The 19,325-nt window shown below is 72.2% G+C and carries 16 protein-coding genes and 1 tRNA gene; 4 read left to right on the forward strand and 13 right to left on the reverse strand.

Going from position 1 to position 19,325, the window contains the following annotated elements; translation table 11 throughout:
• Nucleotides 1–292: 292 nt before the first annotated feature.
• The 5 genes from ACJ6WD_RS24400 to ACJ6WD_RS24420 form a co-directional block, all read right to left on the reverse strand.
• Nucleotides 293–703: a rodlin gene (locus ACJ6WD_RS24400; RefSeq protein WP_037633824.1), complete on the reverse strand. Its 411-nt coding sequence runs from the start codon at nt 701–703 to the stop codon at nt 293–295.
• 290 nt (nt 704–993) lie between these two features.
• The gene (locus tag ACJ6WD_RS24405; RefSeq protein WP_233661843.1) at nt 994–1,293 is read right to left on the reverse strand and encodes a hypothetical protein; all 300 of its coding nucleotides are present in this window, start codon (nt 1,291–1,293) and stop codon (nt 994–996) included.
• Nucleotides 1,294–1,564: 271 nt separating this feature from the next.
• On the reverse strand, nt 1,565–1,798 hold the full coding sequence (locus tag ACJ6WD_RS24410; RefSeq protein ID WP_233661861.1) for a chaplin: 234 nt from the start codon (nt 1,796–1,798) through the stop codon (nt 1,565–1,567).
• Nucleotides 1,799–2,160: 362 nt separating this feature from the next.
• On the reverse strand, nt 2,161–2,571 hold the full coding sequence (locus tag ACJ6WD_RS24415) for a rodlin (RefSeq protein ID WP_233661842.1): 411 nt from the start codon (nt 2,569–2,571) through the stop codon (nt 2,161–2,163).
• A 251-nt stretch (nt 2,572–2,822) separates the two neighbouring features.
• Nucleotides 2,823–3,077, reverse strand: a complete 255-nt coding sequence (locus tag ACJ6WD_RS24420) for a chaplin (RefSeq protein WP_331249043.1) — start codon at nt 3,075–3,077, stop codon at nt 2,823–2,825.
• Between the two features lie 347 nt (nt 3,078–3,424).
• On the opposite strand from ACJ6WD_RS24420, the gene ACJ6WD_RS24425 reads away from it, so the two are divergent.
• Entirely contained in the window at nt 3,425–5,104 is a 1,680-nt protein-coding gene (locus tag ACJ6WD_RS24425) for a bifunctional 3'-5' exonuclease/DNA polymerase (protein WP_037633826.1), read from the forward strand.
• Between the two features lie 51 nt (nt 5,105–5,155).
• Here ACJ6WD_RS24425 and ACJ6WD_RS24430 read toward each other — a convergent pair whose 3' ends face one another.
• The gene (locus ACJ6WD_RS24430; protein ID WP_016574566.1) at nt 5,156–5,761 is read right to left on the reverse strand and encodes a TetR/AcrR family transcriptional regulator; all 606 of its coding nucleotides are present in this window, start codon (nt 5,759–5,761) and stop codon (nt 5,156–5,158) included.
• Nucleotides 5,762–6,027: 266 nt separating this feature from the next.
• On the opposite strand from ACJ6WD_RS24430, the gene ACJ6WD_RS24435 reads away from it, so the two are divergent.
• From ACJ6WD_RS24435 to ACJ6WD_RS24445, 3 genes are all read left to right on the forward strand, one after another.
• Nucleotides 6,028–6,738, forward strand: coding sequence for a spheroidene monooxygenase (locus ACJ6WD_RS24435; RefSeq protein WP_407616483.1), 711 nt, complete (start codon nt 6,028–6,030; stop codon nt 6,736–6,738).
• Between the two features lie 78 nt (nt 6,739–6,816).
• Complete coding sequence (locus ACJ6WD_RS24440) at nt 6,817–7,656, forward strand: DeoR/GlpR family DNA-binding transcription regulator (RefSeq protein WP_016574564.1); 840 nt, start codon at nt 6,817–6,819, stop codon at nt 7,654–7,656.
• Nucleotides 7,653–8,111 carry a RidA family protein gene (locus ACJ6WD_RS24445; RefSeq protein WP_331249041.1) on the forward strand — a complete coding sequence of 153 codons (459 nt, stop codon included), beginning with the start codon at nt 7,653–7,655 and terminating at the stop codon, nt 8,109–8,111. Before ACJ6WD_RS24440 ends, ACJ6WD_RS24445 begins: the two co-directional genes overlap by 4 nt.
• A gap of 184 nt (nt 8,112–8,295) precedes the next feature.
• On the opposite strand, the gene ACJ6WD_RS24450 is transcribed toward ACJ6WD_RS24445, so the two are convergent.
• The 7 genes from ACJ6WD_RS24450 to tmk all read right to left on the reverse strand — a co-directional run bounded on the left by ACJ6WD_RS24450 (nt 8,296) and on the right by tmk (nt 19,249).
• Complete coding sequence (locus ACJ6WD_RS24450; RefSeq protein ID WP_407616484.1) at nt 8,296–9,123, reverse strand: arylamine N-acetyltransferase family protein; 828 nt, start codon at nt 9,121–9,123, stop codon at nt 8,296–8,298.
• A gap of 262 nt (nt 9,124–9,385) precedes the next feature.
• Nucleotides 9,386–10,678, reverse strand: coding sequence for an acyltransferase family protein (locus ACJ6WD_RS24455; protein WP_233661836.1), 1,293 nt, complete (start codon nt 10,676–10,678; stop codon nt 9,386–9,388).
• A 423-nt stretch (nt 10,679–11,101) separates the two neighbouring features.
• A complete protein-coding gene (locus ACJ6WD_RS24460) occupies nt 11,102–12,025 on the reverse strand; it encodes a glycerophosphodiester phosphodiesterase family protein (RefSeq protein WP_233661835.1) in 924 nt (307 codons plus the stop codon).
• Between the two features lie 282 nt (nt 12,026–12,307).
• A tRNA-Thr gene (locus ACJ6WD_RS24465) sits at nt 12,308–12,381 on the reverse strand.
• Between the two features lie 91 nt (nt 12,382–12,472).
• Nucleotides 12,473–14,077: an alpha/beta hydrolase gene (locus ACJ6WD_RS24470; protein ID WP_407616485.1), complete on the reverse strand. Its 1,605-nt coding sequence runs from the start codon at nt 14,075–14,077 to the stop codon at nt 12,473–12,475.
• A 285-nt stretch (nt 14,078–14,362) separates the two neighbouring features.
• Entirely contained in the window at nt 14,363–15,616 is a 1,254-nt protein-coding gene (locus ACJ6WD_RS24475) for a DNA polymerase III subunit delta' (protein WP_233661833.1), read from the reverse strand.
• Between the two features lie 396 nt (nt 15,617–16,012).
• On the reverse strand, nt 16,013–19,249 hold the full coding sequence (tmk, locus tag ACJ6WD_RS24480) for a dTMP kinase (protein WP_407616486.1): 3,237 nt from the start codon (nt 19,247–19,249) through the stop codon (nt 16,013–16,015).
• Nucleotides 19,250–19,325 lie beyond the last annotated feature (76 nt).

A 19,325-nucleotide genomic window follows, 5' to 3' on the forward strand; every position in this document is an offset into this window, starting at 1 on the left:
ATAGATGGTGATCGGACTCCCCAAAAGTCCTACCGCGCGCGCCACAGGCCCGGGAAATCACAAGGAAATCTCCCGGGCCGCGTACCCATTTTCGGCCGGCATGCCAATGCCCCGGCAACCCCATCAATCTCGCGAGGGCATTGGCATGCATCCCTCCACACACTCTCCTAACGAGCCCACCGAACCCTCGGCGGTCACGAGCGAATAACAATCCCGAAATCGCCGGGGCGGCAAAGGAAAACCCGGGCCGCTCAGATGCGATATCCGAGCGGCCCGGGCGGTGCTCACCCGATCAGCGGTTGTGGACGCCGTTCGCGGAGAGGACCGGGATGTCGTCCAGGATGTGCGACAGCGGCTCGTCGCCCTTGGCCTGGGTGGAGTTCTCGGTGCACTGCTGGTTCTGCGGCGACGACAGGACGTTGATGTCCTGGACCGAGACCGGAACCACGCCGGCCAGCGAACCGAGGTTCGCCTTGGCGGGCAGGCCGATGCAGGGCTTGTTGAGCGAACCCTGGATCAGGCCGATCTGCGGGCTCATGTAGCCGTAAGTGGTCGAGTTTCCGAAGAACTGCTTCGAACCATTGCCGTTGACCGACGACGTGCCGTGCTGGTTACCAGTGGCCATCGCCTGGGGGGCGGCGGCTGCGGCTACCCCAACAATGGAAGCAGCCGCGGCTGCGGTCGCCAGAGCCTTCTTGATCATTGTTGATCCTTCGTGTTTCGGGATGCCCTTGAGCCGGGCGATCTGACCAACTCAGAAGGGCACATTTAGTTGTGCTCATTCACTCAAATGAGCTTATTATCCGGATCTCCTCTTGCCGACCGGGCATCCCGTCCCAATTTTTGCAGCCGTGATTCACCATCCGGATCGGGGTCAACCCCGAAAATTCATTGACGCACACAGTGCCGATCCGGCGGCTGAGACTTCACACGGCCGCACCGAATTCCCCGGGCGATCCCCAGGGGCAGTCACACCGCGGTTCACCGAACCGTTCACTTGCCGAACGGCAGACCACCGAGCAGCGGAAGTTCCTTGGTGGCCCCCGTGGCGCCACCAACGATCTGCTTGGGGTGCTTGGCGGTCTTCTCCGCCCCCCGGACGGTGTCGACCAGCGGCTTGACCTGGCGACCGTCCACGTGCTGCTGGCTCAGCGCATCCGCCAACCCGCCGTTGAGACTCATGTGCGGCGAGGCCATGTTCGGCGAACCGGCATCGGCAGCGAAAGCGGGCACCGCCGCACCCAGCGCCATGACGGAGCCGGCAACGGTTGCAGCAGACTTCGCGTACTTCACTTTCCACTGTCCCTTCTGGTGCGGTGCTCGAAGAATCCACGACACCAGTGCCGCGTGAGCAGTCACTTCACTGCTCGAACCACCGCATTCCCTCTGCCTAACGAGGGCCGACGCACCGAGAAACTGTGACGTTCTGGTTCTCCGGACGCGCTCGCGAATGCTTTCGGAGCCGCCTGGAACACGAAGGCGAAGGTCCGGAAAACCGTCGGCCCCGGCACGCAACAAAGGCGAGCCGGGGCCGGCCACAACGACGCGGCTGGAACTGTGTCGATCAGACGTTGACGCAGCGGTTGCCGAAAGCAGGGTTCAGGATCCCGATGAAGCTGGCCGTGTTTCCGCACACGTTGACCGGGATGTGGACCGGAACCTGGATGACGTTCCCGGAGATGACGCCCGGGGAACGCTTGGCGCCGCCCTTGGCGTGCGCGTCGGCGAATGCCGGCGCGGCAGCGCCCACCACCATGAGCGTGCCTGCGGTGACTGCTGCGACCTTTGCGTACTTCACTTTCAGCCCTTCCTGCAGCGGGATCCGTAGCACACACGACCGTCGTGTCGCACGGGCGTGAATCTGCTCGCCCGTAACTCCGCTGCCGATATTGGTAACGATTTCCCGCGCCTCGCGAAACTCCCGAAGGGGGGTTTTCGGAGAAATCGCCCGAATGTCGCAAAGCTTTTGTGGCGCACCCATTCATATAAAGAAAAAACAACACGGAAATTCCAACGGGAGAAGCACTCGCCGAATGCGAATTCCGATCGGGAAGGCACCGGGCATTTTCGTCCCGGCACCTCCTCGAACGTGCCGCAGGCCCGGGGGTCCTCAAGGAAACACGAGGACCGGCACCCGGACCTGCGACCGGAGTCGCCGACTCAGCGGTTGCCGATGCCGTTGGCCGACAGGGCCGGGATGTCGGACAGGATGTGCGACAGTGCCTCATCGCCCTTGGCCTGGGTGGAGTTCTCGACGCACTGCTGGTTCTGCGGCGACGACAGCACGTTGACGTCCTGGACCGAGACCGGAATGCCCCCGAACAGCGAGCCGACGTCCCCCTTGAGTGGCAGTCCCACGCAGAGCTTGTTCAACGAGCCCTGGACGAACTCCATCTGAGGGCTCATCCGGCCGTGCGTGGTGGAGTTGCCGAAGACGGCCTCGGAACGGTTGCCGTTGACCGTGGAGGTACCGTGGCGATCACCGACCGCCATCGCCTGCGGGGCGACGGCCGCCGCGACGCCGACCGTGGAAGCGGCTACTGCCGTCGTGGCCAGGACCTTCTTGATCACTGTTTACCCTTCTGGAAGCGGAGCGCCCGTATCGGGAGCGCACTGGTCAACTCGCCTCGTGGGGTGCGGTTTCGCGGATTCACCCGAATGCCACGCAATCCATAGACCCATATCACTGCGTTCGCGCGTCAACGCGGTGCGCCGACAGCCCGCTTGGCGGCACCGTTCGACAAGTCGCCTGCTTCGTAGGCGGATTCGGCACGAAAAAGGCCCGCCCCGGAGCGGGGCGGGCCTCAATCACCTGATGGTGATCACTTGTTGATGCAGCGGTTGCCGAACGCCGGGTTGAGCGCGCCGATGACGTCGACGGTGTTGCCGCACACGTTGACCGGGATGTGGACCGGCACCTGGATGAGGTTGCCGGAGAGCACGCCGGGCGAACCCACGGCGGCACCCTTGGCGTGGGCGCCATCGCCGTGCCCGTGGGCACTGGCCACGCCAGCGCCTCCGACGACGGCAATGCCCGCGGCGGCGGACAGGACAACGGCCTTGGAGACAAACTTCACGGTGAACCTCTTTACTGAGCAGCATTCAGGTTTCTGTGCGCGCCGCCTGGAGCGACAAGCAGTTCAACGCAACAAACCGGGCAAAAGTAGCGGCCCAAACGGGTGATAGTTCGCGGTAAGTGCCGTACGGGGCAGATGTGGTTTCCGCGGTGAATTCGCGCGGAGTTCCCGTCCCGGCAACACGCTGCCCGGTCTGTCGTCTCTCACCCGCGCCATCGTCACACGCCGACGGTCACACACCGGTGATTGGCGCCGCCGTCGCGCCGGGGCTCTGTGGCGCCGGAACCCGCGGCGGCGCGAACGTGCTGGTCAGGGGCATTGTCAGACCCTGATGCAAGACTCGGGGCATGAGATGGGCGGTTGCGGAGACGGGCGACGGGGGTGTTCGTCTCTGCCCGCTCACTCAGGACGGTCGGCCCGCCGGTCCGGTGGTGCGGGAGTCCTCGCTCGCCGGGGCGGTGCGGTCCCGCCCGGAGGTCGAGCGGTGGGTGTGGCGGTCCACTGCCGAGACCTACCGCCGCCTGTTGGCGGCCGGGGTGCGGGTCGAGCGGTGCTACGACGTAGAGGCCGCCGAGGCGCTGCTGATCGGTCACGAGGAGGGGCAGTCGGGCCAGCCCCACTCGCTGGCTGCCGCCTGGGCCCGGTTGCACGGCCTGCCGGTGCCGGCCGACGCGCCCCTGCGCACCGCCGAGACCCAACCGTCCCTGTTCGAGCCGGGGCCGGTGCCGCTGCCGCCCGACACCGACGAGTTCACCGCCCTGCTGGAGGTCTACGCCGGCCAACTCGCCCGTACGGAGCGGGCCGAACACCCGGACCGCATGCGGCTGCTGCTGGCGTCCGAGTCGGCGGGCATGCTGGTCGCCGTGGAGTTGTCCCGGACCGGCATTCCCTGGCGGGCGGACGTGCACCGCGCGGTGTTGGACGGGCTGCTGGGCGAGCGCTTCCCGGGTGGAGTGGAACCGCGGCGCATGGCGGAGCTGGCCGACGAGGTGTCGCGGGCCTTCGGGACGGGCGCGCGGGTCCGCCCCGATCTGCCCAACGACATCATCCGGGCCTTCGCCCGCGCCGGGATCGCGCTCTCCTCGACCCGCAAGTGGGAGCTGCAACAGGTCGACCACCCCGCGGTGGCACCGTTGTTGGCGTACAAGTCGCTCTACCGCCTGTACACCGCCCACGGCTGGTCCTGGCTCCAACAGTGGGTGCACGAAGGCCGGTTCCGCCCCGAGTACCTCCCCGGCGGCACGGTCACCGGCCGCTGGACCACCAACGGCGGCGGCGCGCTCCAGATCCCCAAGGTGATCCGGCAAGCGGTGCGGGCCGACCCGGGGTGGCGCCTGGTGGTGGCCGACGCCGCCCAGATGGAACCGCGGGTGCTGGCCGCGGTCTCCCGCGACCAGGGCCTGATGGAGGTCGCCGGCAGCGGCGCGGACCTCTACGCCGACCTGGCGGCCCGCGCCTTCGGCGGCGACCGCGACCGCGCCAAACTCGCCCTGCTGGGCGCCATGTACGGCCAGACCTCGGGAGACGGCCTGAAGCACATGGCCGATCTGCGCCGTCGCTACCCGGCCGCGGTGGCGTACGTCGACGACGCGGCCCGGGCCGGCGAGGAGGGCCGGCTGGTGCGCACCTGGTTGGGCCGCACCTGCCCGCCCGCCTCGGTGGCACCGCCCGACGAGGCGGGCCTGCCCCAGGAGGAGGAACGGCCCGCCGGCTACGGCAGTACCTCGGCGGCGCGCGCCCGCGGCCGCTTCACCCGCAACTTCGTGGTGCAGGGCAGCGGCGCCGACTGGGCCCTGCTGGTGCTGGCCGCGCTGCGCCACGCGATGGCCCGTGCCGGCCTCCGCGCCGAGCTGGTCTTCTTCCAGCACGACGAGGTGATCGTGCACTGCCCGGCGGAGGAGGCCGGCACGGTCGCCGAGGCCGTCGCGACGGCCGCCGCGACCGCCGGCCGGCTCGCCTTCGGCCCGACGCCGGTTCGGTTCCCGTTCACCACGGCGGTGGTGGAGTGCTACGCGGACGCGAAATGACCACGGGGGACGGACGGGTGGACGGGCCGGCGGGACGCCCCCGCGTGTCGTCTACTGCCGTCCGGCCCCTTCCGGGAGCAGGCCGCGCGTGAGGCGGGACATCGCGGCGACCAGGACCGCGCGCGGAGTGTCGGGCCGCTCCAGCCACCACAGCGCGAGGCCGTAGAGCGAGCTGCGGATCGCCTCGCCCAGGGGCTCCAGTTCGGGCTCGGGGATGTCGGGCGCCACCTCGCGCAGCAGGGCCACGTCCGTCGCCCGTTGCCGGCGCTGGAGTTCGCGGTGGAACGCCTGCACCTCGGGGTCGCCGGTGGTGTCGTGGAACATCATCCGCCAGGTGTACGGGTGGGTCTGCACATGGCCGAACCAGGCGTCGTACATCGCCTCCATCCGGGCGTGCAGAGCGCCTTCGCCGTGCAGCAGTTCGCGCAGCGGTGCGGCGGCCAGCTCGTCGCGGTGCCGTTCCAACAGGACGAGGTGCAGCTCCTGCTTGGAGTCGAAGTGGCGGTAGAGCATCGGCTTGCTCAGGCCGGCCTCGGCGGCGATCTCCCCGATGGTGGTGCCCGCGAAGCCGCGCTCCGCGAACAGCCGGGCCGCCGCGTCCTCGATGCGCGTCCTGGCCTCCGCGCGGGCGGCGCGGCTGCGGTCGATCTCGTTCATCGGGCGTCCTCGTGGCTCTCTGGGATGGCGTGCTGCTCGTCGTTCTCGGGCGGGCCACCGGCTGCTGCGGTCCCTGGCGCGACCACCGCCTCGGTGGTGCCGGGCGCGCAGGCGCGGCCCGCCCGTGCGCGGGAATCCGGCGCACTGTGCCGTGGCGTCCCCCTCGCAATTGTCTCCGCCATGCGGCATACTCAGTCGTGTACCACATGGTATACGTGTGAGTAACTTGCTGGTTGGTCACGCGCCGGGACGGACGGGGGTCCAACATGATCGTTTCCGTGCACATCGCCGACCTCGGCGTGCGCGCCGCCCGCACCGCCCTCGGTCGGCCTCCGCGGCCGGGCGCGGTCCCCGGCCTGCGGTTCGCCACCACCGCCCTCACCGGTGCCCTCGCCGCCGGCCCGCCCTCCGTGCACCCAGGTCGGGCCGCACTGCTCGCCTCGTGGGAAGACGACGCCGCCCTGGACCGATTCCTCGCCGAAAACGCCCTGGCCCGGCAGCTGGCGGGCGGCTGGCAGGTGCGGCTGCGGCCGGTGCAGGTCCTGGGCGCGTGGGGTCCACTGCCGGTCGAGACCGACCCGGACGCCGCGCTCGGCGACGAGGACGGACCGGTCGCCGTGCTCACCCTCGGCTCGCTGCGGTTGCGCCGCGCGGTCCCGTTCTTGCGGGCCAACTCCCGCGCCGCCGGGCGGGCCGCGGCCGATCCCTCGATGCTCACCGCCGTCGCGCTGGCCAGACCGCCCCGGTTCGTCGCCACGTTCTCGATATGGCGGACCGTCTCCGCGATGAGCCGCTACGCCTACGGCACCGCGCACCCACAGCACAGGGAGACCGTCCAGGAACACCGCACCGAGCCGTTCCACCGCGAGGCGGCGTTCGTCCGCTGCCGGCCCTACGGCGCCCGGGGCACGCTCGACGGGAGCGATCCGCTGGCCACGGCCGCTCAGGACCCGTCACGCCCTAAACTCGCCGGGTAGGGGGCCGCCGCCCGACGGGCGGCCAGGACCCGAGCCATGCACGCCATCCGAGCCGTCCGAGCCGCGAAGGGACCAGCGTTGACCGACACCGAAGGGGCTGCCGACGCCCCGGTCGCGAGTGAGGCGCCGGTCACCAAACTGAGCCCCAAGGACCGCCGCAAGCGGATCACCGACCGGGTGCTGGCCGAGGGCCAGGTGAGCATCGAGGAACTGGTCCTGGAGCTCGGCGTCAGCCAGATGACGGTGCATCGCGATCTGGACGCCTTGGAGCACCAGGGCTGGCTGCGCAAGGTGCGTGGCGGGGCCACCGCCACCCCCAGCGCCCTCTTCGAGTCCACGGCGCGCTGGCGCGGCAACGAGCAGGTCGCGGCGAAGGAGGCGATCTGCGCGGCCGCACTGGCCATGGCCGAGCCGGGACAGGCCGTGATCATCGACGACTCCAGCACGGCGCTGCCGCTGGCGCGCTCGCTCTCCTCACGCGGCGCGTTCACCGTCATCACCAACTCCCTCCAGGTCATCAACGAACTGGCGGAGGAGCCCGACATCCGGGTGATCGCGCTGGGCGGCGAGTACCACGCGGCGTTCAACGCCTTCCTCGGCATGTCCACCGCCGACATCGCCCGCAGCTTCCGCGCGGACGTCGCCTTCTTGTCCACCTCCGCGGTCGACAACGGCCACTGCTACCACCAGGCGCAGGAGAACGTCCTGGTCAAGCGGGCCCTGATGGCCGCCGCCCGGCGCAAGGTCCTGCTCGTGGACCACTCGAAGTTCGGCCGCCAGGCCCTCTACGAACTCGCGCCACTGGCCGACTTCGATCTCGTCATCTCCGATGAACACCTTCCCCAGGAGGAGCGGGACGCGCTTCAATCCCTGGGAGTGCGTTACGAGTTGGCGACGGAGGGGAGCAGACGGGGATGAGCGACGGCAACGACGGCGACCGCAACGGCCACGACGGCGTGGAGCGCATCAACCCTCCGCACCTCGCGCCGCCGACCGGATTCAGCCACGCCGTGCGCATCGCGGCCCCCGGCACACTGGTGTTCCTGGCCGGGCAGACCGCCCTCGACGGCACGGGCCGGATCGTGGGCGACGGCATCGTCGAGCAGTTCGAGCGGGCGCTCGGCAACCTCCTGGAGGTGGCGGCCGCGGCCGGCGCCGCCCCGTCCGACCTGGCCAAACTCACCGTCTTCGCGGTCGACGTCGCCGACTACCGCCGCCGCGCGAAGGAGCTCGGCCGGGTGTGGAAGCGCCTGGTCGGCGGGGACTTCCCGGCCATGGCTGTGATCGGCGCCACCCGGCTGTGGGACGAGACGGCCCTGGTGGAGATCGAGGGCATCGCGGTGGTGCGGGAGGGCCGCACGGCGCCGCGGTAGCGCGGACATGGTGCGCGCGACCGGGCGACGGGCGCCCGGCCTCGGCGGGACAGCCGACTTCCGCGGGCCGGACACCCGACTTCCGCAGCCGGTCCGCGTCCCGACGAGCCCGGTCCCCGTGCCCCGCGCCAGCCGGCCCAGGCCAGGCGGCCCCGACCGCGGCCGAGCCGCCCGGCTCCCCGCCTCACTCCCCGTACGCCGCCACCAGCGCCTCGGCGTCCGCCGCGGACAGCGTGATCCCGAATTCGGTGTCCAGCAGGCCCGGAACCTCCTCCGGCGCCACCTCCCGCACCTCCCGCGACCAGTCCGGCCGGGTCAGCGTCAGCTCCCGTCCGACCAACGTGCGGCGCAGTTCGGGGTCCGGCTTCTGCACCACGATCTTGCCGGTGAACGGCGACCGCGGGTGCGTCGATATGTAGTGGTTGAAGACGGCGTAGTCGGCCGGGAAGCGCTGCTCGGTCCCGAAGGCGTACAGGTCGAACCACCCGTCCGCGTGCCGCGACCGCAGCACCCACGCCTCGGACTCCTTCTCGTGGACCAGGCCGAAGGTCCAGGCGCCCTGTGCCTCCTCGACGCAGTCCCGCAGCGGGAGCGGGGCGAGCAGCGCCTCACCGCCGAAACCGACGTCAGTGATCCACTCCGTGCCGGCCAGCTCCACCTTCAGCAGGGCGTGGGTGACCGCGCGGACCTTGCCCTCGCCCATCCGGATCCGGGCGCCGAGCCCGGAGACCCGGAAGCCGAGGCGCTCCAGGGCGGCCGCGTAGAGGAGGTTCTGCTCGTAGCAGTAACCACCGCGCCGCTGCCGCACCATCTTGGCCTGGAGCGCCTCCACGTCGAGCAGGATCGGGCGGCCCAGCACGATCTCCACGTTCTCGAAACCGATGGCGGCGCTGTGCGCGGCATGCAGCGCCCGCAGCGTCTCCAGGGTCGGTCGGCGGTCGCCCGCGTAGCCGATGCGCGCCAGATAGGCGTCCAGATCGAGCTGCTCGCCGCCCCATGTGGTTCCGGTCATGGTGCCTCTCCCCCTCGTCACGGTGTCCTCCCTGCGGGGAGCCGCAAGGGAGCTTAGGGGACGCACGCGCAGGGCCGGATCGGCTGTCGGGACGACATCCGGCAGCGGCTGGGCCTAGGCCCCCGGACCGAGGAAAGGGGAACGGGGCAGCCGGGGCAGCCGGGGCCGAAGAGCGCGAGGGCCGGGACGCCGGGCCGACGGACCGTCCCGGCCGACCGGCCGACGGACCACCGGCCGCATCCCGGCCCTCCCCGCCCCGACGTCAGCGACGCCGGCGCGCCATCCCCACCGCGTCGGGCTTGAACGCCCAGTTCATCTTGGGCTCCATGGCGAACCGGAAGATCCGCTGCACCGGCGGCGTGCACAGCAGCGTGACGATGGTGCCCGCGATCAGGGTCAGCAGCACCTGCCCCCACGGCGTGTGCAGCCAGTCGTTGTCGTACCAGTGCCAGAAGCGCGAGCCCTTGGCGAGGAACCCGTGCAGCAGGTAGCCGTAGAGGGTGCCCGCGCCGAGCGCCGTGAACCACATGCGGCGGCCCGGTACCCAGGCGAAGAAGCAGGCCACCAGCACCAGCGAGCAGCCGAACATCGCCAGTGTCATCACCACGCCGCTCCACCAGGGAGCGCCCAGTTCCTGCGCGCTGTCGCGGTGGTAGAACCACGCGGCGTTCATCCGCGGCGCGGCCCAGTAGGCGAAGACCAGCGCACCGGCGACCACCGGCAGCGTGGCCATCCGCACCGACCGGCGGCGCACGCGTTGGAAGTGCTCCGGCCGCAGGGTGAGCCCCACGACGAAGAACGGCAGGAACTGCAGCACCCGCTGGAGGTTCAGGTCGTCACCGATCTCCGGCGAGACGGCCGCCAGGACCGCGATGGTCAGCGCGAGCGGCAGCGGCCAACGCACGATCTTCCACAGCGGCGTGGTGAGCCGCCAGATGAAGAGCGCGATCAGGAACCACGTCAGGTACCACGGCTGCAGCAGGGTGATCGGGTACCCGGGATCGTCGTCCGCCCAGCGCTTGAAGAAGGTGTAGGCGACCTCGAAGAGGACGTACGGGACCGCGACGCCGGTGATCAACCGCTGGAGCCGGTCCTTGCGCATGTCGAAACTGCGCGAGAAGTAGCCGGAGATGATGATGAACGCCGGCATGTGGAAGGCGTAGACGGTGATGTAGAGCGCCGCCGCCGACCGGCTGCCGTCGCGCAGCGGCTCCCAGGCGTGCCCCATCGCCACCAACACGATGGCCAGGTACTTCGCGTTGTCGAAGAACGCGTCGCGGCTCTTGGCCGGAGCGCCGTCGCCCGTCGGTCGACCGGTGGCGGCCGCGGTCGGGGCCGCGCGTCCCTTGGCGTGCCGCCGGCCGCCTGGCGCACCGCCGGCGTCGGTCTCCTTCTCCGACGGCGTGACCGGGGCGAGGGTGGCCGTGGCCGTCGCCGCACCCGTCCCGTCCGCCCCGACGGGCGCGCCCGCGGCCGGTGGCGCGTCCTGCGGCATCTGCCGCGGCGCGGGAAGCGGCACCCGCCGCTCGCCGTACGCCGGAAACTCGTTCGTCAAGGGCCCTCCCGGAACGCGCCTGTCGGAGGAGCCGGATGCGGCGGCGAAATGCCGGGCCCCGAAACGGAACCCACAGGCCAAATCCAGCGTCTTAGTTGAATTACGGGGAGTGTGGCGTCGAACATCTCTGGCACCTTAGCCGCGTCGACGGAATCCCGTAAATCCCGCACGGCCAGGGCCGCTCGTGGAGTCGCGCCCCTTCACCGCACCTTCACCGGATGCGGACGAAACCGCGCAAAACACGGGCGGGAGATTACACCCGCACCCCTCGGACGAGCCTCCGCAACTCCGACACACACGAAAAAAACACCCACCCCCGAACAACCCGTCACGTCCGCAACGATTCCCGCACGCATCCCGCCCCGCCGGCGCGCCCGCGCACCGCCTCCGCCCGCTCCCCGAAGCGGGCGACCCGTCGATCGGTCAGTCGATTACGCCTTCCACGCCGCGCCCCCGCACCGCCCGCACGCTCGCCTGCGCTCCCACGTCCCAGGCGTAGATCTCCAACCGCCGTCCGTGCGGCCCGTGCAGCCCGTGCACGACCCGGGCCCAGCGTGAACCGACCTCGGACATACGGGGATTGATCTGGTCGGCGAAGCGCGCATAACGCCGCAGCTTGCTCAGCGACGGCCGTCCCAGGATCCCCGTGCGCACCTCGGGCATCAGCTTGTGCACCCGCTTCACGCACCGCACGCAGAAGCTCTGGATCACCAGCCGGTTGGTGAGGTGCGCGGCATCCAGCCAACCCAGCGACCGGAGTTCGCGCAGCGTCTGGCGCTCGATTCCCGGATACTGCTCGGGCGCCTTGAGCTCCAGCAGCAGGCCCTGCCGATGGCTGTCCAACCTGCGCAGGTAGTCCGCGAGCGTGGGCACGTGCTCCCCCGCGAACCGCTTCCCGAACCAACTCCCGGCATCCAGCCGCGCGATCTCCGCCGCGGTGAAGTCCCCCACCCGCCACGGCGCCCGCCCCGGGAACACCTTCGCGACGTTGGTGGTCCGGTTGAGGGTGGTGTCGTGCAGCACGATCAGCCGACCGTCCTTGGTCCGCTGCACGTCGTTCTCGACCCACACCAACCCCCGCCGGTACGCCGCGTCGACCGCCGCGAGGGTGTTCTCCGGCGCGTACCGGGACGCGCCCCGGTGGGCGATCACGAACGGCGCGCTGCCCCCGGCCTGGAGGCTCACGACCTTCCCGCCCCGGGTGGCGAGTTGCTGTCCGTCCGGGCCGGAGGCCAGCGCGGACGAGGCCACGGTCAACGTGACGACGGACGCGAGCGCCCCCGACGCGACCCGCAACGGCCGCCGGAGCCACACCACCCCACGGACCCGCACCGATCGTCGAACCATGCGGGGCCTCCCGGTCGCTCGGCCGCAGACGCTGCCGTCTGCGTCAGGTACGCCCCCTAGGACCGCCTTGCCGGCCCTGCCTCCCGACCCTGCCCCCATCCCGGCACCCGCGCCACGCGAACACCCCCGTCCCCGCCCCTCCAACCACCCCCCGTACCCCCCTTTCCGCAGGTCAGCGCCTTCCCCAACCCCTCACCAGCAAGCCCTCCATCCGGTGCCCCACCCCTCCCCGGAAACAACAAAAAACCCAGGTCAGAGATTCTCTGACCTGGGTTCCAGCTGAGCCGCCTTCGGGATTCGAACCCGAGACCTACGCATTACGAGTGCGTTGCTCTGGCCAACTGAGCTAAGGCGGCGTGTTGCGCGGCCCAGTCTACACAGGAGCGGGGGGTGCTCTGTACTCGGTTGATGCGGGGTCCGGTGGGGGTGGGGCGGGTGTGGGGTGGCTCACGTACAGCGCTTGCCCTTGGCGGGTGGGGTGCCTTCCAGGAGGTAGGTGTTGATGGCGGTGTCGATGCAGTCGCTGCCCCGGCCGTAGGCGGTGTGGCCGTCGCCGGCGTAGGTCAGCAGGGTGGCGCTGGAGAGCTGGGCGGCCAGGCCCTTGGCCCAGGTGTACGGGGTGGCCGGGTCGCGGGTGGTGCCGACGACGACGATCGGGGCGGCGCCCTTGGCCTCGATGCGGTGGACCGTGCCGGACGCCTTGACCGGCCAGTACGCGCAGTTCAGCGCCGACCAGGCGAAGTTGTCGCCGAAGACCGGGGACGCCTTGCGGAAGGCCGGCAGGGCGGCTTCCACCTGGTTCGGGCTGGCGAAGGCGCCGGGGAGGTCCAGGCAGTTGACGGCCGGGTTGGCGAACATCTGGTTGGCGTAGTGGCCCGAGGCGTCGCGCTCGTAGTAGCTGTCGGACAGTGCGAGCAGTTCGCGGCCGCTGCCTGCCTGGGCCTGGGCGATGGCCTCGCGCAGCATCGGCCAGGCGCCCTGGTCGTACATCGCGGCGATCACGCCCGTGGTCGCGAGGGACTCGGTGAGCTTGCGCTCCTGGCCGGTGTCCACCGGGTGGGAGTCCAGCTTCTTGAAGAGCTCGGAGAGGCGTCGGCCGGCGTCCTGGGCGTTCTTGGTGCCGAGCGGGCAGTCCTTCTGCTTCACGCAGTCCTCGGCGAACGCCGTGAACGCAGTGTTGAAGCCGGCGGTCTGGTCGACGTTGATGGCGCGGGAGTCGAGCATCGGGTCCATCGCGCCGTCGAGCACCAGGCGACCGGAACGGGTCGGGAACAGGCCGGCGTAGGTCGCGCCGAGGAAGGTGCCGTAGGAGGCGCCCACGTACGTCAGCTTCTTGTCGCCCAGGACGGCGCGCAGCACGTCCATGTCGCGGGCCGCCTCGATGGTGGAGACGTGCGGCAGCAGCTTGCCGGAGCGGGTCTCGCAGCCCTTGGCGAAGTTGCGGTAGGCGGCGACGAGGGTGTTGATCTCGGCGGGGGTGTCGGGGGTGGTGTCGGTCTGGGTGAAGCGGTCCATCTGACGGTCGGTGAGGCATTCGATCGGGTCGCTGCGGGCCACCCCGCGCGGGTCCATGGCGACCATGTCGTACCGCGCCCGGACGGCGGCGGGCTGCGGCGCGTACTGCTGGAGGTAGTCGATCGCCGAACCGCCGGGACCGCCCGGATTGACCAGCAGCGAGCCGAGCCGCTGCCCGGGGCCGGTGGCCGTCCTGCGGGCCACCGCCAACTTCAGGTCGGTGGCCGGGTCGGGCTTGGCGTAGTCCAGGGGGGCCTTCATCGTCGCGCACTGGAAGCCCGCCACGCCGCAGTCGTGCCAGCTCAGCTTCTGGTCGTAGTACGGCCGGAGGTTGGCCGGGATGGCCGTGGGCAGCGGCTGGAGCGGGGTGACGGCGGCCGCCGGGCGGTCTGCGCCGGCCTCCGTCGAATGGCCCGAGGAACCGGCGTCACCCGGGGACGACGTCCCCGACGAGCAGCCGGAGATCAGCAGGGCGAGGGCCGCGGCGGCAGCGGCCGCGGCGGCGGTGGTGGAGCGGAACGGGCGGCTGGACGGCATGGCGGTCCCTTGGTGTCGATCCCCCGGTAGGGGTGTTCCCGGTGGTGGCCTGCGGTGCGTTCCTGGTGGCGGCGGCTCCTCGGGGGCTCCTCGATGGGGCTTCTTGGCGGGGCTCCTTGGTGGGGTGGGGGGCCGGGTCGGGTGGGGTGCCGTTGCGGGGGCCGGGTCAGGAGCCCGGGCGTCCCGGGCGTCTCGTCCCCACCGTGGCGGCTACCTACGGAGCGTATCCATAGATCAACGATGTGTGCGCGATGGTCGAGGGGGCGGTGGCGGACGGTGCGCTGGTCAGCCGGCCCGGAGCGCGACCGTCATGGCCTCGACGGCGAGCAGGGGTGCGACGTTGCGCCCGAGGGCTTCCCGGCACGCGATCACCGCTTCTATGCGACGCAGGGTGCCCTCGGCCGTGGAGGTGGAGGCGATGCGTCGGAGGCTGTCGCCGACCTCGTCGTTGGCGAGGGGGACGGAGGCCCCCATCTGGACGGCGAGCACGTCGCGGTAGAAGCCGGTGAGGTCGACCAGGGCGAGGTCGAGGCTGTCGCGCTGGGTACGGGTCGAGCGGCGCTTCTGCTTGTCCTGGAGCTCCTTCATGGCGCCCGCGGTGCCCCGGGGCAACCGTCCGCCGGTGCCGGCCGCGGCGCCCAACGCGGCACGCAGTTCCTCGGTCTCCTTGGCATCGACCTCCTCCGCGACCTGCTTGGCGTCCTCCCCGGCGGCGTCGATCAGCTCCTGGGCGGCCTTCAGGCAGCCACCGACGTCGTCGACGCGCAGGGGCAGCTTCAGGACGGCCGCCCGGCGGGACCGGGCCCGCTCGTCGGTGGCCAGCCGGCGGGCCCGGTCGATGTGGCCCTGGGTGGCGCGGGCCGCGCGGTCGGCCGTCTCCGGGTCGATGCCGTCGCGCCGGACGAGGATCTCGGCGACCGCCCCGACCGGGGGCGTGCGCAGCGAGAGGTGGCGGCAGCGCGAGCGGATGGTGGGCAGGACGTCCTCGATGGAGGGGGCGCACAGGAGCCAGACCGTGCGGGGGGCGGGCTCCTCGACGGCCTTGAGCAGGACGTTGCCTGCGCCCTCGGTGAGGCGGTCGGCGTCCTCCAGGACGATCACCTGCCAGCGGCCGCCGGCCGGCGAGAGGGAGGCCCGGCGGACCAGTTCACGGGTCTCCTTGACGCCGATGGAGAGCAGGTCGGTGCGGACGATCTCGACGTCGGCGTGGGTGCCGACCAGCGTGGTGTGGCAGCCGTCGCAGAAGCCGCAGCCGGGGGCGCCCCCGAGGGCGCGGTCCGGGCTGACGCACTGCAGGGCGGCCGCGAACGCCCGGGCGGCGGTGGCCCGGCCGGCCCCGGGCGGGCCGGTGAACAGCCAGGCGTGCGTCATCTGGGAGGTGCCGCCGCGCTCCGGTGCGGCGGCCTCCTGCGGTGCGTCGTCGGCCGACGACCGCGGGCCGGCGCTCGCGGCCGCCACGAGGGCGTCCGCGTCGCGTGCGGCCGCGGCGAGCTGCTCCGTCACCCGGTCCTGGCCGACCACGTCGTCCCATACCGCCATCGCTGCTGCCGTCCTGTCCGTTCGCCTGTGGTGCGGGAGGGGTGCCCTGGGGCGCGCCCTCGCCGCGGGTGCTGCTCGTGTCGCCGCACGGCGCGCGGCGACGACCGCACGGCCCCACGGCCCGTCGCGGACCGCGGCGTGCGACCGTGGCCGTGCGCCCGCAGGCGCCGCGCCGACGACCGGTCGCCGTGCCCCGCCCGCCCGGACGCGGCCGTGTCGACCCGCGCCCTACCCATTGTGGTGCAACCCACCGACAACCCCGCCCACGCCGGGGCGTCGCCCCGCCCGGAGAACAGGGAACGGGGAACGGGCGGGGGGGGGGGGGGGGGGGGGGGGGCCGCAGCGCGAGGGCTGCGGCCACGGCCGTTCGTGCCGGTGCTTCCGGTCCGGGCGGGGTCAGCCGCGCCGGCCCCGGCGGCGGCCGTTCCCGCCCGGGCCGCGGTCGGCGTCCTCGTCCGCGTGCGGCCCGAGGAGTTCGTCGGCCAGGGTCGGCAGGTCGTCCAGCGGCGTCTCCTCCGCCCATTCGGGGCGGGGGCGACCGCTGCGCGCGGACTGGGCCGGGCGGCCGGTCTCGGGGTCGACCTGCGGGAGCTCACGGGTCCGCTCGGCGCCGCCGTCGGCCGCGCCGTGCTCCGATTCCGCGCCGTTCTCCCGGGCGAACATCCACGGCGGCACGCGGTCCGCCGGGTCGTCCTGACGGAACGACGGCAGCACGGCGGTCTCCTCGGAGTCCGCACCGCCCGTCCGGCGGGCGTCGTGGGCGTCGTCCCGTACGGACGGCAGGACCGCCGTCTCGTCGGCCGGGCCGTGCGCGTCGCGCGGCTCGGGGCGGGGCAGCGCCGCCGTCCGCTCGGCGTCCGCATCGGCACCGGAGGAGGCGGAGTCGGCGCCGCGCCCGGAGGCCGCACCCGAGGGCCCGTCCTCCTCGGCGATCCGCTTCCGCAGCTGCGTCACGTCGGTCTCGGCGGTCGGCGCCTCCGCCGCCTCGGCGGCCTCCGCCTTGGCCTGCGCCGCCGCCGCGGCTGCCGCGGCGGCCGCCGCGACCCGGGCCTGCTCGGCGCGCACCAGCGCCTCCTCGGCCTTGCGCTGCTTCTCCAGGCGGCGCTCCTCGGCCTCCCGGCGCAGCCGCGCCTCCTCCTCGTGCTGCTTGCGCAGCCGCTCCTGCTCGGCCAGGCGGGCCTGCTCCTCCGCCTCGCGGCGGCGGCGCTCCTCCTCCGCCGCCTGACGGGCCTCCTCGGCGCGCTTGCGGGCCTCCTCGGCCTGGCGGGCGGCCTCTCGGGCCTTGGCCTCCTCGGCCTCCTGCCGCTTGCGCTCCTCCTCCTCGGCGCGCAGCTTGGCGAGCTGCTCCTCGCGCTCCCGTTCCCGGCGCTCCTCCTCGGCCTTGCGCGCGGCCTCCTCCTCGGCCTTGCGGCGGGCCTCCTCCTCGGCGGCCTTGCGGGCCTCTTCCCTGGCCTTGACCTCGGCCTCGGACAGCGGGAGCGCCTGGTCGAGCCGGTGCCTGAGGACGGTGGTGATGGCCTCCGGCTCCTGGGCGGCGTCGACGACCAGATAGCGGGCGGGGTCGGCGGCGGCCAGGGTGAGGAAGCCGCTCCGGACCCGCTCGTGGAACTCGGCGGGCTCGGACTCCATGCGGTCCGGGGCCTCGGTGAAGCGCTCGCGGGCCGCGTCCGGGGCGATGTCCAGCAGGACGGTCAGGTGCGGGACCAGGCCGCCGGTCGCCCAGCGGTTGATCCGGGCGATCTCGGTGGGCGCGAGGTTGCGGCCGGCGCCCTGGTAGGCCACCGACGAGTCGATGTAGCGGTCGGTGATGACCACGGCGCCGCGCTCCAGCGCGGGCCGGACGACGCTGTCGACGTGATCGGCGCGGTCCGCCGCGAACATCAGCGCCTCGGCCCGGTCGGAGAGCCCGGAGGTGGACACGTCCAGGATGATCGACCGCAACCGCTTGCCGATGGCGGTGGCGCCCGGCTCGCGGGTCACCACGACCTCGTGGCCCTTGCCGCGGATCCACTCCGCCAGCGCCTCGACCTGGGTGGACTTGCCGGCCCCGTCGCCGCCCTCCAGGGCGATGAAGAAGCCGGTGGCCGCGGTGGCCTGCGCCGGGTCGCCGCCGCTGACCGCCTCCCGCAGGTCGTGCCGGAGCGGGACGCCCTGCCGGTCGTCGGTCTTGCCCAGCACCCAGGCGGCGACCGGCAGCAGCAGCGCGCCGACCAGCATCAGGGTGTACGCGGCTCCGCCGTGCGCCAGGACGAAGGCACCGCTGCCCACCTGGTGCGGGCCGATCAGCCCGGCCAGCAGGGGCGCGACGATGGCGGCCAGCCCGATGGCCAGCCGCACCACGGCCTGGAGGTGCTCGGTGGTCCGGGCGGTGCGGGCCTCCTCGGTCTCCTGGTCCAGCAGGGCGTGGCCGGTGTTGGCGGCCACGCCGGCGCTGAGCCCGGCCAGCAGCGCGAGCAGCAGCACCGTCGTGGTGTCCGGCACCAGCCCCATGGCGAGCAGCAGCAGCCCGGTGGCGGCGACCGCCAGGGCGAGCAGCCGGCGCCGGGAGAAGCCGGGCAGCACCTTCTGGGCACCGCGGATGCCGAGGGCGGTGCCGCCGGTCAGGGCGAGCACCAGCAGGCCGTAGGTGGCCGGCCCGGCGCCCAGGTCCACGGCGTGCAGGACGCCGAGCGCGGCGGCCGCGGTGATCGCGGCGGCCACTGCCGCACAGGCCAGCACCAGCAGCGGGATGGCGCCGGTGCGGCCCTTCTCGGCGGCGGTGCCGTTCTTGGCCGTGGCCGAGGTGGTCTTCGGGCGGCGCAGTCCCTCCAACGGGGAGCGCGGCCGCGGCGCCTGCCCACCGGGCAGCTCGATGAAGTAGAGGATCGAGATGGACGCGGCGAACAGGCCGGCCGCGACGTACGAGCCGAGCGCCGCCTGGTGGAGGTGGAACCACTCCACCCCGGTCCCCAGCAGCTTCCCGACGAGGGCGCAGAGCACCAGTGCGGCGGCCGCGATCGGCAGCGCGACGAAACCGGTGCGCAGGAAGAGCCGGCGCAGCGCGTCCATGTTGTCGGGCAGCGGCCGGACGGCGGCGCCCTCCGGGGGCGGGGCCGGCAGCAGGGCGGGCGCGGCGCTCTCCCGGGCGACGGTCCAGAAGCGCTCGGCGACGCCGGTGACGAAGGCCGTCACCAGCAGCCAGGCCAGGGCGTTGCCGGGCGTCCAGTCGATCCACAAGGGGGCGATGACCAGCAGCGCGAGCCGCAGCCCGTCCGCGGCGATCATCGTCCAGCGGCGGTCCAGCGGCCCGTCCGGCGCCGTCAGCGCGGACAGCGGCCCCAACAGGACCGCCCCGAAGAGGAGGGTCGCCAGCATCCGCACGCCGAGGACCGCGGTGACCGCGAGGGCTGCCCCTCGATAGCCACCGCCGAAAACGGCCTGGCCCCCCAGCGGTACGTACAACGCCGCCTGGAGGGCGAGGAGTACCAGGACCAGCAAGGACAGGGCATCGCCGACACCCCCGACGAACTGGGCGCTCCACAACCGCTTCAGTGGGGGAAAGCGGAGCAGGGCGCGTACGGCGCGCTCGCGGGAATCGGCTGCGAGGGCGTCTTCGGTGGGGGTCACGACCGTTGGCTGCTCGGCACGCGTCATCCCGCCAGCCTATCGGGACGGGACACTCCACTGGGCGCCCGCCCGAACAAACGGGCGGATGCACCGGGGCGCGAAA

It is taken from the genome of Streptomyces sp. VTCC 41912 (assembly GCF_045799175.1).
GTDB lineage: Bacteria > Actinomycetota > Actinomycetes > Streptomycetales > Streptomycetaceae > Streptomyces > Streptomyces albulus_C.

What these genes read in the sequence shown, in the direction of transcription:
- tmk (WP_407616486.1), bottom strand. Translation starts at nt 19,249, where the DNA reads ATGACGCGTGCCGAGCAGCCAACGGTCGTGACCCCCACCGAAGACGCC.
- ACJ6WD_RS24400 (WP_037633824.1), bottom strand. Translation starts at nt 703, where the DNA reads ATGATCAAGAAGGCTCTGGCGACCGCAGCCGCGGCTGCTTCCATTGTT.
- ACJ6WD_RS24435 (WP_407616483.1), top strand. Translation starts at nt 6,028, where the DNA reads ATGATCGTTTCCGTGCACATCGCCGACCTCGGCGTGCGCGCCGCCCGC.
- ACJ6WD_RS24445 (WP_331249041.1), top strand. Translation starts at nt 7,653, where the DNA reads ATGAGCGACGGCAACGACGGCGACCGCAACGGCCACGACGGCGTGGAG.
- ACJ6WD_RS24475 (WP_233661833.1), bottom strand. Translation starts at nt 15,616, where the DNA reads ATGGCGGTATGGGACGACGTGGTCGGCCAGGACCGGGTGACGGAGCAG.
- ACJ6WD_RS24450 (WP_407616484.1), bottom strand. Translation starts at nt 9,123, where the DNA reads ATGACCGGAACCACATGGGGCGGCGAGCAGCTCGATCTGGACGCCTAT.
- ACJ6WD_RS24460 (WP_233661835.1), bottom strand. Translation starts at nt 12,025, where the DNA reads ATGGTTCGACGATCGGTGCGGGTCCGTGGGGTGGTGTGGCTCCGGCGG.
- ACJ6WD_RS24430 (WP_016574566.1), bottom strand. Translation starts at nt 5,761, where the DNA reads ATGAACGAGATCGACCGCAGCCGCGCCGCCCGCGCGGAGGCCAGGACG.
- ACJ6WD_RS24425 (WP_037633826.1), top strand. Translation starts at nt 3,425, where the DNA reads ATGAGATGGGCGGTTGCGGAGACGGGCGACGGGGGTGTTCGTCTCTGC.
- ACJ6WD_RS24470 (WP_407616485.1), bottom strand. Translation starts at nt 14,077, where the DNA reads ATGCCGTCCAGCCGCCCGTTCCGCTCCACCACCGCCGCCGCGGCCGCT.